Annotated in this window: 12 protein-coding genes and 1 pseudogene; 3 read left to right on the top strand and 10 right to left on the bottom strand. The window is 42.3% G+C overall.

The window, feature by feature from the left end:
• Nucleotides 1-442: 442 nt before the first annotated feature.
• Nucleotides 443-1,762 (bottom strand): T9SS type A sorting domain-containing protein, encoded by a 1,320-nt coding sequence (locus tag IPJ86_06975; GenBank protein MBK7887036.1) that lies wholly within the window; start codon nucleotides 1,760-1,762, stop codon nucleotides 443-445.
• A gap of 192 nt (nucleotides 1,763-1,954) precedes the next feature.
• On the opposite strand from IPJ86_06975, the gene IPJ86_06980 reads away from it, so the two are divergent.
• The gene (locus IPJ86_06980) at nucleotides 1,955-3,025 is read left to right on the top strand and encodes a tetratricopeptide repeat protein (GenBank protein ID MBK7887037.1); all 1,071 of its coding nucleotides are present in this window, start codon (nucleotides 1,955-1,957) and stop codon (nucleotides 3,023-3,025) included.
• Between the two features lie 35 nt (nucleotides 3,026-3,060).
• On the opposite strand, the gene IPJ86_06985 is transcribed toward IPJ86_06980, so the two are convergent.
• From IPJ86_06985 to IPJ86_07025, 9 genes and pseudogenes are all read right to left on the bottom strand, one after another.
• The gene (locus IPJ86_06985; protein MBK7887038.1) at nucleotides 3,061-3,729 is read right to left on the bottom strand and encodes an FMN-binding negative transcriptional regulator; all 669 of its coding nucleotides are present in this window, start codon (nucleotides 3,727-3,729) and stop codon (nucleotides 3,061-3,063) included.
• A gap of 960 nt (nucleotides 3,730-4,689) precedes the next feature.
• The gene (locus IPJ86_06990) at nucleotides 4,690-5,913 is read right to left on the bottom strand and encodes a hypothetical protein (GenBank protein MBK7887039.1); all 1,224 of its coding nucleotides are present in this window, start codon (nucleotides 5,911-5,913) and stop codon (nucleotides 4,690-4,692) included.
• A 377-nt stretch (nucleotides 5,914-6,290) separates the two neighbouring features.
• Nucleotides 6,291-7,823, bottom strand: a complete 1,533-nt coding sequence (locus tag IPJ86_06995) for a hypothetical protein (protein MBK7887040.1) — start codon at nucleotides 7,821-7,823, stop codon at nucleotides 6,291-6,293.
• A 307-nt stretch (nucleotides 7,824-8,130) separates the two neighbouring features.
• Complete coding sequence (gene rplT / locus IPJ86_07000) at nucleotides 8,131-8,475, bottom strand: 50S ribosomal protein L20 (GenBank protein ID MBK7887041.1); 345 nt, start codon at nucleotides 8,473-8,475, stop codon at nucleotides 8,131-8,133.
• 103 nt (nucleotides 8,476-8,578) lie between these two features.
• Nucleotides 8,579-8,776 carry a 50S ribosomal protein L35 gene (rpmI, locus tag IPJ86_07005; GenBank protein MBK7887042.1) on the bottom strand — a complete coding sequence of 66 codons (198 nt, stop codon included), beginning with the start codon at nucleotides 8,774-8,776 and terminating at the stop codon, nucleotides 8,579-8,581.
• A 10-nt stretch (nucleotides 8,777-8,786) separates the two neighbouring features.
• Nucleotides 8,787-9,398, bottom strand: a complete 612-nt coding sequence (locus IPJ86_07010; protein ID MBK7887043.1) for a translation initiation factor IF-3 — start codon at nucleotides 9,396-9,398, stop codon at nucleotides 8,787-8,789.
• Nucleotides 9,399-9,483: 85 nt separating this feature from the next.
• Nucleotides 9,484-11,422, bottom strand: a pseudogene (thrS, locus tag IPJ86_07015) (threonine--tRNA ligase).
• A gap of 68 nt (nucleotides 11,423-11,490) precedes the next feature.
• Nucleotides 11,491-12,492, bottom strand: coding sequence for an alpha-glucosidase C-terminal domain-containing protein (locus tag IPJ86_07020; protein ID MBK7887044.1), 1,002 nt, complete (start codon nucleotides 12,490-12,492; stop codon nucleotides 11,491-11,493).
• A gap of 18 nt (nucleotides 12,493-12,510) precedes the next feature.
• Nucleotides 12,511-12,921, bottom strand: a complete 411-nt coding sequence (locus tag IPJ86_07025; protein ID MBK7887045.1) for a hypothetical protein — start codon at nucleotides 12,919-12,921, stop codon at nucleotides 12,511-12,513.
• 379 nt (nucleotides 12,922-13,300) lie between these two features.
• Here IPJ86_07025 and IPJ86_07030 point away from each other — a divergent pair, with 379 nt between their 5' ends.
• Nucleotides 13,301-13,675 carry an MGMT family protein gene (locus tag IPJ86_07030; GenBank protein MBK7887046.1) on the top strand — a complete coding sequence of 125 codons (375 nt, stop codon included), beginning with the start codon at nucleotides 13,301-13,303 and terminating at the stop codon, nucleotides 13,673-13,675.
• A gap of 415 nt (nucleotides 13,676-14,090) precedes the next feature.
• The gene (locus IPJ86_07035; protein MBK7887047.1) at nucleotides 14,091-14,846 is read left to right on the top strand and encodes a patatin-like phospholipase family protein; all 756 of its coding nucleotides are present in this window, start codon (nucleotides 14,091-14,093) and stop codon (nucleotides 14,844-14,846) included.
• Nucleotides 14,847-14,921: the final 75 nt, after the last annotated feature.

Genomic DNA, 14,921 nt, shown 5'->3' on the forward strand with positions numbered 1-14,921 from the left:
TACGAAAGAGTGCGAAAGGGTGAAACCTGCCTGCCGGCAGGCAGGTACGAAATACGAAAAAGTGTGTAAGTGCGAAATTAGTAGGACGTATAGGTTGAACGTATGTCTTCAGTTTTTTTTAGTTATGAGTTGAGTCTTTTAAACTGAAAACTGACATTCGAAAAATTGAAATGAAGTTTTGAATGGGATAAGGGTGGTGTTTCGACACTGCCCTTTTTTTTTGAATGGAGATATTGGAGGGAAATGATATACACGAATACGAATTACTAAAAGGTGCGAAAATACGAAATACGGAACATGCCTGCCGGAAGGAATGTACGAAATACGAAATCAGGAGTTTAGATTATAGGAGAATGAAAACCTATCCGCGCTAATCCCTTTAATCCGTGTATGTCCGCAGGACATCGGCGTTCCCGGTAGTGTGTAAGGGTGATGAAAAAAATTATTTCCCTGGTGTTGCACCGATGTAGAGTTTGCCGGTATCTTTTTGAATAACACCTTCCTGCAGTGAATAATGATAGATACCGTTTTGAAGGCCGTTGAACCTGATAATTTGAAATTCGGTATTTAAAATTTCTTCAAGCACCTTTCTTCCTCTTGCATCCACGAGGATAAACCGTGTGTCTTTTCTGAATGATCCATTCCAATGAATCTGTACCTGATCAGTAGCAGGATTTGGAAATAAACTTAGATGAGCAGCAGACTCATTTTCTTCCATTCCACTGCAAACAATGAAATCAATAGTTACAGAATCCGTTTCAGTACACCCTCCCTGATTAGTAACAGTAACTGTATACGTCGTTGAAGTATTGACAGAACTTGTGGTGGAAGCAGTAATACTCGACGTAGTAGCACCGGTACTCCAGCTATAGGTGTTTGAAGCGCTGGTGCCTGCCGTGATTACAATGGTCTGAGTTGTGCAAATAACAGTGTCGTTGATCAGATTAACAACCGGCGCGGGAAATGGTACGGCAACAATGGAATCAATTCTTTGCGGACATGTAGAATCAACTCCATATGGACTGCTGGTATAGATATACGTTCCACCGGTATTGGCTCCGGTAATAAATGTTCCCAGATAACCACCACTGAGCAGAGAAGGGCCCTGCCATGTGCCACTATTGACAGGAGCATTGGGGAGAACATCGTAGAGATCTACTGAATCTATATTTGAACAAACATTATAGCCGGTCAGTGAGTTCAGGTTCACGCAATGTTCCAGCTTGAAATCATCAACGGATAAATCGTTGCCATTACCTCCATCCACATTGGTGTACATACTGAATACGATGGTATTGGTGGTTGAAGTAAAGGTATTGGTAATGTAGTTTGTCCAGACAGGAGCGTAGGGAGCTACCAGATTTTGGATGGAATCCAGTACCAGACCATTTGCATCGCTGATGACCAACTTTACATCGCATTGAATCCCCGAAAAAGTAGTAGTATACCAACTGTTAAACCGAAGCGACACACCCGGGCACACTGAAAATATCCTTTCATATACTTTGTCTCCGGCACAAGCTCCTGCTCCGCCATTACAATTTACGAAATTCCTATACATCGATCGTGTTCCCGTATGGGCAGCAAACGTTTGCGGTGTAGTATGTACTGTTTTCCCTGGTTGTAGTCCGGGAATGACATTTGTATTCTCGAAACCATCACTAAAAATACTTCTCCAGGTACACTGTGCAGGCAATTTACTATGTATAAAAAGTAGAAACGCTATAATTATAAACTGTTTTAACAATGTTGATATTTTCATGGTTTATCGGAGATGTGATTAAGTACAAATTGTTCGTCTTCAAAAGTAAGAAGTTGCTTTATTTTTTTGCAGACTAAAACAGTGGATTCACTATAATTAGGGGTGAGAGAAAAAGGTGTGTAAGTCATTGAAAATACAGTGTTTCGACCGGCGTTTGCCTTTTTATTACTTTTGCTTTGTTTAGATGAAACTATGAAGAGCATTAATGATTTTAGAAATTGCGTGAGCACCCCTCTGTTATTGCTGCTTTTTTCTATGACGATCCTGCAGGTATCAATTTCTTCCTGCTCAAGAAAGTCGGAAAAAGACGAGCAAGAATTGGCTGGCAAGGATACCACACCACTCGGTAAACAGATAGCTGCTCTCTCAGTTAAAATTGCCACCGACCCTCAAAATGCAAGCCTTTTCCATGAGCGGGCGAAGTTACATTTACAAAGTACAGATGTTGCCAATGCCATGCTGGATATGGAGAAGGTGATTTCCTTAGATACTACGAAAGCAGATTATTTTCTGACTCTCGCCGATGTCCATCTGGCCGCATCAAAGCCCGGTAAATCAAAAGCAGCATTGGAGAAATGCATCTCGCTTGATCCTTCCAACAAACTGGCCTATGAAAAACTAGCGGAGTTGTACTTTATCGCTCAACAATACAAAGAGTCGATACAGTATCTCGATGGCGTGTTGAAATTAGACATCACCAATCCCAAAGCGTATTTCATGAAAGGAATGTGTTACCGCGATATGGGTGATACCACGCGAGCAGTGTCCAGCTTCCAGACCTGTATTGAACAGAAGAGCGATTATTACGATGCCTATCTTCAACTGGCAATGATCTTTCATGCGAAGAACAATAAGCTCGCCGTGCAGTATTATGACGGAGCTTTACGCGTCAATGCCAAAAGTGTAGATGCATTTTATGGTCGTGGCTTATGGTATCAGGAAAACGAGCGGAATTATGATAAAGCCATTCAGGATTATACCAGCGCGGTGCAATTGAATCCCAAAGCCGCACGTGCACATTATGCCTTAGGATATATTCACTACCAATATCTGAAAGTGTATGACCAGGCCATCAAACATTATAATGATGCCATTTCCGTTGATCCCACCTGGCCGGAAGCCTGGTTCAACCGCGGACTCTCCTACGAAGCCCAGGGAAACATCGCCGCCGCCGCTGCGGATTATAAAAAAGCATTGGATTTAAATCCGGATTATAAAAATGCAGCGCAGGCATTGGGTCGGTTGAATAAACCAATGAAGTAATAAGACTGTTTTAATTTATTTTCCAGCAAAAAAAATCACGAATCAAATTTTGAACCATCCCATTCAGTACCGGGTGGGAATAGTTCTACTTTTCTTTTCTTCATTTCCATAGCCACTAAAGCACTGCTTCCTCCGATTTCTTCCAATTGTGAAATAATATTCAGATAACTCTGCTCATCCCTGTTTTGACTTAATTTAAAAACATTGTCAGTTTTCTCTGCACGAATCTCGAAGCCGGTAATAGCCGGCATCATTTTGCTTTTATATTCATCCGGCAGATTGTCGAAAATAGTTTGGGATTGCGTGTTCCCTTTTTCAAATTTTAAGGTGAAGGTACGCATGAGTTGAACCAGCTCTTCATCGGACATAAACCGCACTTTTCCACTGATATGTACACTCATGTAATTCCAGGTGGAGCCGCTTTGAGGATTGCTGTACCAGGAAGCACTCACATAGCAGTTCGGACCGGTAAACACCACCAATGCATTCGGGTTTTCCATAAATGCCTTGTGGTGGTCGGTATTGCGCATGATATGTCCTTTGATGTATAAATCACCATCCCGTACTTCCGTTAATACCGGAATCTGGGTCGCTACTTGTGTGCCGGTCAGGAAACTTCCCGTGAGGAATGCCAACGGATATTCTTCCATGAACTTCAGCAGGATTTGCTTGTCCTTTTCTTTGAAATAGGAAAAATTATACATGTTTTTTTTTTGTTAAAGCTATAAAATTATTTTTAATTACCATTCACGAATCTGGTGTAAAACGCTACCACAATTATAAAGGTGAACCCTACTTGTTATATGAAAGTAAAGTTGGTATTTGTTAATGAAAAGTTGATTACAATGGACGAACACAATCGCTTTTATCCCGGAAATTCGACTTAATTTTTCGACCGTTAATATTCTTAGTTTTGAATAAATGAAAATTCCGATAATTAAAACTTCTGTTTAAACGCAGCGACCGCCGCGAACCCGCCGCGAACGCAGCGTTTAACCGTAATATTTCAAAATAATGGCTCCAGCTCAATACGTTAGACAGTGTCTCACGTATTGGAAAAGTTAGATATAGTTTTCACTTTCTCACCGGGATACCTTAAATTAAAATCCAAAGCGTTCTTTGACTTTTCGTTTTTCGTCAGATAGAAGCAGCGTATGGGTTATCAGTTCATGGTTAGGTGTTAGAAGGCTGAATTCATGGATGTTTTGAATGTTAGCTATGGCGTTCTCCGGGCTCATGCTTGATTTCTTTCCTTTAAGACTTCATCCCGGTACTCTATAAATTTTATATCCTACCAAATTCAAGCAACAGTGTGTTGAACCTTGATTTGTTATACTAATTCCTTCTGAGAAATGTGAACTATATTCACATGCCAATGACTTAAAAGTATATTTCCTGTGTACTTCATCAAAACGTTAGTTTATCAGACCAGAGATAGACCTTTCTTCCACAACAGCCCTGTAGGGGCGGTATCTCTGTAAGAAAGGATATCCTCTTCTCCCACCAATGCCGGCACCCGACCTTAGGTCGGATGCCGGCGGCTATATGGAGAGGGGGACTTTGTCAGTTACAGAGATACCGCCCCTACAGGGCTGTTGCAGAAAGATTGTTCGTCGCACCTTCAATAGTAGAAAATATTATTTAGAAGGAGGTCTTATCCTTGATTACTCCATCCCCATCGTCACCCGATGCAACAACCCCGAATCAGGAACTTTCTCGGGATCAAAAATGACTTCTTTACGAATGCTTTTTACATAGGCATGATAAGCCGGCAAGGTATTTAACTGTTTAAAAAGCGTAAAGGCTATTACCATACAAACACCCCAACTAAGAATTTTCATCAACATGACATTCAACATTCCGCTGCAATGATAGCCCCACCATCCGGCAATCATCACATTCCAGAAACTGATAAAACTCCAGGCCCTTTCCGGACCATAATCTCCCATTATATAAGTGATAAAATAAGTATGGAAGATAACCACCGCGAACCATGCACCTGCAGCTTTGAACGTGACGGCAAGAAAATTATTTTTATTCTTATGTTCTGCAAACAAGGGAAACAAAATGACCAATACCATCAACAACCGCAACGGAGTATGGTACAATGCAATTTTCGCGCTGAAGTAGGCGCCTTTCAATAGCAAACCAAGCATACCCGGGTCGGGCAAGGCTGCTTCCCGTTTTCCGTGACCATCACCGGCCAGCGCAATTCCAAAACTAACGGCCATGCCAATGAGAAAATTGATAATATGTGGGGAAATAGTTTTCGTTCTTTCACGATCCAGGTACAAATAGGCGGGCAGTATCAAGCCCAGACAAACTACAGCCGGCTCTGCAGCACCACCGATATAGAGTCCGCAAAAAGTAAGGAGGATGTCGTGCAGTACATTATTTTTGAGCGGAGATAAAACCAGACTGATGGCCAACAGTAATGCAATCAGATTCCATCCATACATCGTAGAAGTATTTACCCAAAACCAGGTATCTCCGATATGATAGCTTGAAACAATCAGGGCTGTACTGATTAATCCCGCGAAGAACCATTCCTGTAATCGGGAAGAAGCAACGATCCATCGCTTAATGATCAACGCGATGACCAAGCGCCGGGAAGCCAGCAACAGCGCCACCAACGTTGCCAGATGATAGAGCAGGGGAGAGCTGCTTTCATTCCAAAAGTTCATCCAGGTATGCAGGAAGAAAAACGACATCCATCGGGTATTCCAGGTCTCGTATTGTCCAATCGTAGCCCCAACAATCCCCGCATCCTTCACCGATCGCAACATCACTACATCATCATCAACCAGCAAATTATAATAACTCAACACCCCCCACACCAAACTGCCCAACAAAATAATTAAACTGTGCGACGATAAGCGTTTGAACATAGGTACTAAAATAGGAAATAAAGAGAATTGATGAGTTGATGAGTTGTTGAATGTTTTGAATGAATATAGACTAATTGTTTAATAAAAGTCCTCTGTGAATCTCAGTGACCTCAGTGACTCAGTGGTTAAAATGAAGATTTCTATTAAGAAGATAATCTTTATTTACCTAAATTTCAATTGGTATTTTTCGACAATCTAATTTTTTTCTACAGAAATTAATTTTAAAGGTGTCTCGCAGATCCCGATAGCTATCGGGAGCAGAGCCGCAGTCTCCTTCGCTAAAGCTACGAAGACCGAAGGAACGAGATGCAGAAAATAACCAAAAACAATTCTTCATTCATCCCATCTTCAAATTAACACATTTTCAAATTTTCAAATCAAAATTTTATTGTTTTCGACGAAACACTTTCTACATCAGTAATTAAATTGACAAGATAAACCCCATTCACCACCGCATTCATCGGTATCTCTCCCGTCACATAACCTCCCGCAATAACTTCAATTTTTTTCTCAAACACCAACCTTCCCTCCATATCAAACAACCGCAAACTCCCAGTTCTTCCTTTGAGTTTGGAAGCATTGACGTGAATCATGTTCCAATCGCTATTATACCATGCCTGAAAAAACACCTCCTGCTCCGGTACATTATCATCCACTCCCACACTCAGCGTATCACAAGGCGAGCCCACCCATGCTCCCATTTCGTAATTCGGGTTATGGGGTAAGCCTCGATACGTGCGGTGGCCTCCTAAAGGAAAAGAAAATAGCTGAAAATCACAAGCTGCACCAAGGCTATCTGGATAGTTGATAACAGTTAGATTTGAATTTACTACATTGTAAAAACCTTGAGTGTAAGGATAACCACTACCTGGTAAATTAACCCACGAACTGATATAAATTTTATTATCAGGCGCCAATTTCATCATTACAGCTGAAGCAGAATCTTTAATTGTACCTACGATAAATTTTGAATTAGGAATACTACTTGCAGTTAAATCAAATTGAAAAATTGTTGCATCAGCAATACTTAAATTACTGAATACATACAAAAAACGATCATTTGGTGAAAAACACAAACTAAAATAATATTTATAGGGTCCTCCACTTGTATTTGGTAATTCAATATTCACAGAATTAGAAATTGTTCCTGTGCATCGATCGAAATCATAAAGCTCAATAAGATTGCCCCAATCAGAAACAGCCATTTTCGTCCCATCAGAATTAAAACTTATATCACCACCACCAGAATTGCGCATAGTTCCAATGGTTTGAACCGGCATCGAAATAATACCTAATGAATCTACTAAATATACATAAAAGTCGTTGTTATAACTTTGACTTACATTGTCAAAGTGCCGTGTAACCAACCACCAGTCCTTGCCATTACCATGTTTGACAGCCATTAATCCATCATACATTGGGCTGGTATGAATTTGAATATTCTTTTGGGTTACTTCTCCTAAACCATTTTGTAATTTTAAATCAACTATACTATAATACAATCCATAAGGAGGTCCTGAAACTCCGGCAACAAAAACGTAGAAAGTACTATCCAAAACTGATTTTGGAATAATTAGAATATCGTGATACCAACCTCTGCAAAACAAGGAGTCTCCATTCATCATCTTAATGTGATTTCGATTAATCAGTTTGCCTCGTTTAGAATTAGAACTATAATAAGCAGTGGCATTGGTTGAAGAACCATAAAACAGCAAATTGTTATTCAGATCAGCTATGCTTATTGATGCTGTTAAATAGGCTTCACTTATTGTAAAATACGAAACCGGATTGGTAAAAATAACACCCGCACTATCCCCAAAGCACCATACTTTGTTGGAATATTGAGCAAACACCTTCCCACCCCCAAAAACCGCAGACATCAACAACAAAGCGCAAAAGAAGTTTTTCATCACAATAAAATTAAGAAAATATTCAATAGAACCGACAGGTCTGCAACTTGCTACACCATACTAGTACCTTTTCAATTGAAGAATTAATTCAACACAAAATCTCATTAATAGAGGGAGCATCGTTGAACCTAGTAAATACGGAAGACGAATTCGCTAAAATTGAAGTCAAATAGAGATGCAAAATTACTTTATAGAATAACAAAGCTGGTTGCCGGAAGCCGGAAGCTGGAAGCTGGAAGCCCGAAGCCGGAAGCAAAAAAAGGACCCCGATGGAGTCCTTTTTAATTGAGAAGGTTTTTATGTGTCGTTACTTTACTGAATTCAGTATTGCTTCGAAGGCAGCAGGGTTATTCATCGCGAGGTCGGCAAGTACTTTGCGGTTGATGTCGACATTGCCGGCATGAATTTTACCCATGAACTGAGAGTAAGACATTCCATGGAGACGCGCTGCAGCATTGATACGTTGAATCCACAATGCGCGGAAGTTGCGTTTCTTGGTCTTGCGGTCGCGGTAAGCGTACTGAAGTCCTTTTTCGACAGTGTTTTTGGCAACTGTCCATACATTTTTACGGGAACCGAAATTACCCTTGGCGAGTTTGAGGATTTTTTTCCTCTTGGCCTTTGATGCTACATGATTGACTGAACGTGGCATGTTGTTTTCGTTTTTTTGGCGTTAGCGTTCTGTTGTTTTTTCAGAATCTTTGGTGCTAAGTACCGGGTTAGAATTAATTTTTTACTGCTTGGTGGAGGAAGGATCAGGCAACGCCCAACATTCTCTTTACCCTGTACTCGTCAGTTTCGTGAACGAGTCCGGTGGCAGTTAATGCGCGCTTGGCTTTGGTTGTCTTCTTGGTCAGGATGTGACGCTTGAAGGCATGCTTGCGCTTGATTTTTCCGGTGCCGGTGAGCTTGAATCGCTTTTTGGCACTGGAGTTAGATTTCATTTTCGGCATGACAATTATTTTATGCTTCGTTATTAGTTTCCGGCTCGCCCTCGATTTTTTCAATCAGGGGTTTTTCTGCATCCTTCTCATCAGCAGGTTTAGCCGGTTTTGGTTTTTTGTTTGGCAGCGGTGCCAGATGCAGAAACATCCGGTTCCCCTCTAATTTTGGTAACATCTCCACTTTACCGAACTCTTCCAATGCCTGGGCAAACTTAAGGAGGATGATCTCTCCGCGCGCTTTGTAGGCAATGGCCCTTCCTCTGAAATGTACATAGGCTTTCACCTTCGCACCCTCTTCGAGGAATTTCATGGCATGCTTCACCTTGAAGTTGAAATCATGCTCATCGGTATTGGGCCCGAAACGGATCTCTTTTAAAATCTGCTTCGAAGCCTTGGCCTTCGTTTCCTTTTCCTTTTTCTTCCGCTCATAGAGGAACTTCTGATAGTCGACGATTTTACAAACGGGTGGATCCGCCTGCGCCGCAATCTCAACTAAGTCGAGACCGGCATCTTCTGCCATCTTCAGTGCTTCCTGTAATGAAAGTACTTTGGGCTCTCCACCATCGCCTACCAGACGAACATGTGTAGCCTTGATCTTGTCATTGATGCGGTGTTCCGCCTCTTTTTTAATCGGTCCCCGTCCTCTTCCGAAGCCGGGTTTGTAAGGAAAAGTTGCTATGTGGCCTCCCTTTATTTTTAGTTTAACTTATTCTTTTTTAAACAGATAACAGTTCCTTCACCTCTGCCTGGATCTTATCTACAAAATCCTGTAAGCCTAAAGTACCCTGATCTCCTTTGCCGTGTTGTCGAACGGATACGGTGAAATCCTGCTCTTCCTTTTCTCCGATAATCAGCATGTAAGGCAGCCTTTTTATCTCTGCATCACGTATTTTTTTACCGATTTTTTCGTCCCGGTCGTCAACGAGCCCGCGAATATCGGAATTTATAAGGACTTGTAAAACTTTTTTCGCATATCCGTTGAATTTATCGGAGATGGGTAGAATGGCGACCTGTTCGGGTGCTAACCAGAGTGGGAAATTGCCGGCAAAATGCTCAATCAGGAAGCCGATAAAGCGTTCATGTGTTCCCAAAGGTGCTCTGTGAATGCAAATCGGCGTTTCCATTTCATTTTTTGCATTCCGGAAGGTGAGTCCGAAACGGGCTGGAACAGCAAAGTCTACCTGATTGGTGGCCAGGGTGAACTCTCGTCCTATAGCACTCCAAACCCTGGACATCAATCTTCGGTCCGTAGAAAGCCCCTTCATCCGGAACTTCCACATAAGGAATATTGGATTCGATCAATACCTGGCGGACCATGTCCTCGGTTTCTTTCCAGAGTACAGGATTGTCCACGTATTTCTGTCCGAGCTTGCTGGGCTCATGGGTAGAGAAGCGCATGACGTATTTCTCAATTCCAAATATCCTGAAATATTTGAGGTACATATCATTAACGGCATTGAACTCAGCCGCAAACTGATCCTTGGTACAGTAAATATGGGCATCATTCATCTGCAGGCAACGCACCCGCATCAATCCGAATAACTCTCCGCTTTGCTCATAACGATAGCAGGTGCCGTACTCCGCCAATCGAATTGGAAGATCCCGGTAACTGGGGTTGAGTTCCTTGAAAATCTTATGGTGATGCGGGCAGTTCATGGCTTTCAGATAGTACTTCTCCCCGTCGAATTCCATGGGAGGGTACATGCTGTCAGCGTAGTAGGGAAGATGTCCGCTGGTGAGGTACATGCTTTCTTTGGCGAGATGGGGGGTCCGCACACGCTTGTATCCGGCCATCGCCTCTGTCTTTTTCGCCAGGCGTTCCAACTCTTCAATGATCACAGCGCCATTCGGCATCCAAAGTGGCAAACCCGGACCTACATCATCATCGAAAGTGAAAATTTCCATCTCCTTCCCAATCTTCCGGTGGTCGCGCTTCTTTGCTTCTTCCAGCATGGCCAGATAGGCATCGAGTTCAGATTTTTTAGGAAAGGTGATCCCGTATATGCGGGTAAGCATCGGGTTGTTGGAGTCATTCTTCCAATAAGCACCCGCTACATTGGTCAGTTTGATGGCTTTGATATAGCCGGTATTGGGAATATGTGGTCCGCGACAGAGGTCAGTAAAATTTCCCTGGGTGTATAGGGTGATGCTGCCATCTTCCAGGTTACTCAGCAAATCGAGTTTATACGGATCGTTCCTTTCGGTGAAGTAACGGATGGCTTCTTCCTTGCCGATCTCCTTGCGGACATAAGCATTGGATTGTTTCGCCAACTCCGCCATCTTGTCCTCAATCTTCTTCATATCATCAGCCGAGAAAACTTCTCCGCCAAAATCCACGTCATAGTAAAAGCCATTCTGCACAGGAGGACCTACCCAGAACTTCACACCCGGATAATAAAATTCCAACGCCTCCGCCATCAAATGCGCGGAAGAATGCCACATCGTATTTTTTCCTTCAGCGTCGTTCCACGTCAATAATGTCAATTGTGCATCTTCTTCTATCGGACGGTTCAGGTCACGGACTTCTCCATTCACCTTTGCCGCCAATACATTTCTCGCCAGACCTTCAGAGATGGATTTGGCCACATCCATAGCGGAACTTCCTTTCGGATATTCCCGTACGGAGTTATCGGGCAGTGTTATTTTAATATTCATGGGTCAATTTTCGGAGTGCAAAGATAGTGGAATTGCCGTTATTTACGAATTCAAAAGCGGGAAGAACATTACAAATTCACATGTATGATCAGGCTGCTGTAGGGTCCGAGCTCAAATTTCCCGTTCTCCGTGTCCGAATCCTGATCCGCTCCGAAAAGAATTTCAAAATATACATGTTCTTCTTCGTGCTGCATAGTTACTGTTTCTCCTGATAAATTATGCATCACCAATATACGTTGATTGGGAAGATCACGCGTAAAAATGATGATGGAAGCGTCGTTGCAGTTTACTAATCCTATTCTGCCGGATTCCAAAGCAGGGTGATCCTTCCTCATTTTAAGCAATGCACGGTAATGATGATAGAGGGAGTTCGGAGCATCTTGTTGCTGTTCCAGAGAAGAAACAGTGGAAGGAGTAGTATATTTTGATTTCAACCAATGTGTCGTAGCCTTATTTTTTCTCCACGACCAGGGGAAGGGCTCACGCACATGTTCATCGGGTTTTTCTCCCAATAAGCCGAGTTCTTCTCCATAGTATAAAAAAACTTCTCCCGGCAAGGTGAGCAGCAGGGAAGCCGCCAGTTTCATCTTTTGTAAATGACCTTTCAAGCGGCTGGCAATCCGTTCCTGATCGTGGTTAGAAAGGAAGATGGAATCTTTTGCAGTTTTATCAATCGAGAAGTAATAATCATTTACTCCTTTAAGCCAGTTGGCGAGACAATCGTGTTTTTCGTAGAGGATGGCCTGTAGGAGATGATCCGCAAGTTCAAAATTGAATGCACTATGCAAACCTTGCTTCAGGTGTGGTGCGATATATCCACAACTCTCCGTGATTTCACCGACGGTAAAAATAGTTGCATTGCAGGCATCCACCGCTTTTCTGAACTCCTGCCACCAGAGCACATTATCATTCTCACGACCCGGCGGAAAAATATGCATCGCCGCATCCAAACGTAAGCCATCTACTCCGAGTGCGATCCAGTAAGAGGCAATGGCAGCCATCTCTTTTCGAACGGCCGGTTCATCAAAGTTCAAATCAGGCATTCCTTTCCAGAAGAGCCCATAGTACATTTCATCCCGTAGACCTTTTCAGGAATATGCCAGTGATATTGTTCCTCTGTTGTAACAAGTCCGGCATCTTTCCATACAAACCAATTGCGATAATGATTTTTTCCCCTGCATCGCTTGCCGGAACCAATGGTGCCGCTCACTGCAATGATTTAACACCAAATCCATCATGATTTTAATGCCTCTCCGGTGTGCCTCTTTCAGCAATCTTTTAAAATCATGCATCGTTCCGTATTCCGGATCAATTTGATGGTAATTTACCACATCGTATTTATGATAAGAGGGAGCAGGATGAATGGGCAATAACCAGAGGCCATCAACGCCTAACTCAGAAAAATAATCCAGCGATTGAATTAAACCTGGAATATCTCCAATACCATCACCGTTACTATCAGCGAAACTGCGAACTAAAATGCTATACCAGACTGCCATAAACGTAGACCGCAAAATTAGCATCTTCTATGAGGATGTAATTAAATTATAGTGATTTTTTTGTGGATTTTTTTTTATTTTTAATGACTCGTACATGAACCGCTCTTTCGGCTATCAGCGTCTCCCCTCTGCGTCTCCGCGTCATCTTCGGCTTTCGAAGTTTACGCCGTCGCTTACTGTGTACGCCAAAGCGTTTGCGGCGGAGTAAGCTTTGGCGCACTCAGTTAGCGAAGGAGGCCTTCGAACTACGAAGCTTTAGCGTAGTAGTTTGCGTGAAACCCCTACGGATAAATATCGAAAGAAAAAATCCTATCTCTCAATTGAAAATCTCCATTCCAAAAAGTCTATTCATACTATTTTAATAATTTTGGAGAAGTAAATGAGACAGAAAAAAGTGACCACAGAAGAAGTCTTTGTTAAGAAGGACATTAACTTTTTCGAAGAAGTTTGGGCTGTAGTACGCTTAATTCCAAAGGGCCGGGTGAGCTCTTATGGCGCTATTGCGAAATACCTGGGCGCTGCAAAATCGTCAAGGATGGTCGGCTGGGCGATGAATGCGGCACATGGCGTAAAACCCAAAGTCCCTGCACAACGTGTAGTGAACAGGAACGGCTTACTTACCGGGAAACATCATTTTGGTGCTCCGGATATCATGCAAAAGTTATTGGAGAAAGATGGAGTGGAGGTGAAAGAAGATAGAGTTATACAGTTTAAAGAGCGCTTCTGGGATCCGGTTGTGGAATTAGAGATGTAGTTTTGCTTCCGGCTACGAGCCTCCTGCTTCCAGCTACCAGCCATCAGCAAATGTTCACTACATATGGGCTATCAGCTGGAACTACTTGAGGAACCTAACGATTAACCAGGTAATCATCAAATTATGATTTACAAATAATTCGGGAATTTTGTGCTTGGGCTACGTTTGACAGAGTGAAAAAATCTTCATGAATAGGAAAACGCAAAACACTAATTACAATAATCAATAAATTGATTTATAAACAACTCAAAGCTTAACGATGAATTAGCTCCGGTGCTGGAAGCTAAATCCTGAGCCGTTGCAAACTATTATTCAAAACTCAAGTAAAATTTAATCCTCTTATTGTACAAAACCAATTAATGGCAATTATTTTTCTTATTTTATACCCCACCAAAAATTTTTCATAAATTTTATTATGAAAGTCCAACTTTGTCTCTCCGGTGGTGGTGCCCGTGGTTTTGCTCATCTGGGTGTGGCTCAGGCTTTGTCTGAAATGAATGTAGAAATCGTACGCATCAGTGGTACCAGCGCAGGTGCTATGGCCGGATCATTTATTGCGGCAGGATTTCCCCCGGATGAAGTACTGGAGTTGTTTATAAAAAATGAATTGTTTAAGAAATTCAGGGGCGCATTTAATAAAGGTTTGTTGAAGATGGGTGGCGTGGGACCCTTGTTCAGTAAGTATCTCCCCGAAAAATTTGAAGACTTGAAATTGCCTTTGTTTGTTGCTGTGACGGACATCCTCAGTGGTAAAATTCATTATCTCCATGATGGAAAACTGATGCCTGCAATTCTGGGATCTTCCTCTATACCCGGGCTTTTCAAACCGGTAAAATTCAATGATATGTTATTGGTGGATGGTGGTGTGTTGAACAACCTTCCGGTTGAACCGCTTCAAAAATACAACGTGCCTATCATGGGCGTACATGTGAATCCATTGGGGCCGATTAGTCCCCCATCTACGACCTGGTCCGTTTTAGAACGAACTTTCCACCTTGGCGTTTTCAGTAATACCGTTTACAGGGAGGAAAAATGTGCGATTTTGATTGAGCCTGCCGACCTTAAATCCACCAAAGTTTTCGATTACCGTAAGGCCCGTGAATCCTATAAAGCCGGCTATGATCAGGTGCGACGTCAATCCGCTGAAATTCTGCAAAAGCTTAGTAAGTAGCAGGTTGTCAAATAATTGGTTTCAAAGACTGTATCCTCTTATCTTTGCCATGGCTTTCGCGTAAAACAGAAGTAG

It is taken from the genome of Bacteroidota bacterium, from assembly GCA_016713925.1.
GTDB lineage: Bacteria > Bacteroidota > Bacteroidia > AKYH767-A > OLB10 > JAJTFW01.

What these genes read in the sequence shown, in the direction of transcription:
- IPJ86_06975 (MBK7887036.1), bottom strand. Translation starts at nt 1,762, where the DNA reads ATGAAAATATCAACATTGTTAAAACAGTTTATAATTATAGCGTTTCTA.
- IPJ86_06980 (MBK7887037.1), top strand. Translation starts at nt 1,955, where the DNA reads ATGAAGAGCATTAATGATTTTAGAAATTGCGTGAGCACCCCTCTGTTA.
- IPJ86_06985 (MBK7887038.1), bottom strand. Translation starts at nt 3,729, where the DNA reads ATGTATAATTTTTCCTATTTCAAAGAAAAGGACAAGCAAATCCTGCTG.
- IPJ86_06990 (MBK7887039.1), bottom strand. Translation starts at nt 5,913, where the DNA reads ATGTTCAAACGCTTATCGTCGCACAGTTTAATTATTTTGTTGGGCAGT.
- IPJ86_06995 (MBK7887040.1), bottom strand. Translation starts at nt 7,823, where the DNA reads ATGAAAAACTTCTTTTGCGCTTTGTTGTTGATGTCTGCGGTTTTTGGG.
- rplT (MBK7887041.1), bottom strand. Translation starts at nt 8,475, where the DNA reads ATGCCACGTTCAGTCAATCATGTAGCATCAAAGGCCAAGAGGAAAAAA.
- rpmI (MBK7887042.1), bottom strand. Translation starts at nt 8,776, where the DNA reads ATGCCGAAAATGAAATCTAACTCCAGTGCCAAAAAGCGATTCAAGCTC.
- IPJ86_07020 (MBK7887044.1), bottom strand. Translation starts at nt 12,492, where the DNA reads ATGTACTATGGGCTCTTCTGGAAAGGAATGCCTGATTTGAACTTTGAT.
- IPJ86_07025 (MBK7887045.1), bottom strand. Translation starts at nt 12,921, where the DNA reads ATGGCAGTCTGGTATAGCATTTTAGTTCGCAGTTTCGCTGATAGTAAC.
- IPJ86_07030 (MBK7887046.1), top strand. Translation starts at nt 13,301, where the DNA reads ATGAGACAGAAAAAAGTGACCACAGAAGAAGTCTTTGTTAAGAAGGAC.
- IPJ86_07035 (MBK7887047.1), top strand. Translation starts at nt 14,091, where the DNA reads ATGAAAGTCCAACTTTGTCTCTCCGGTGGTGGTGCCCGTGGTTTTGCT.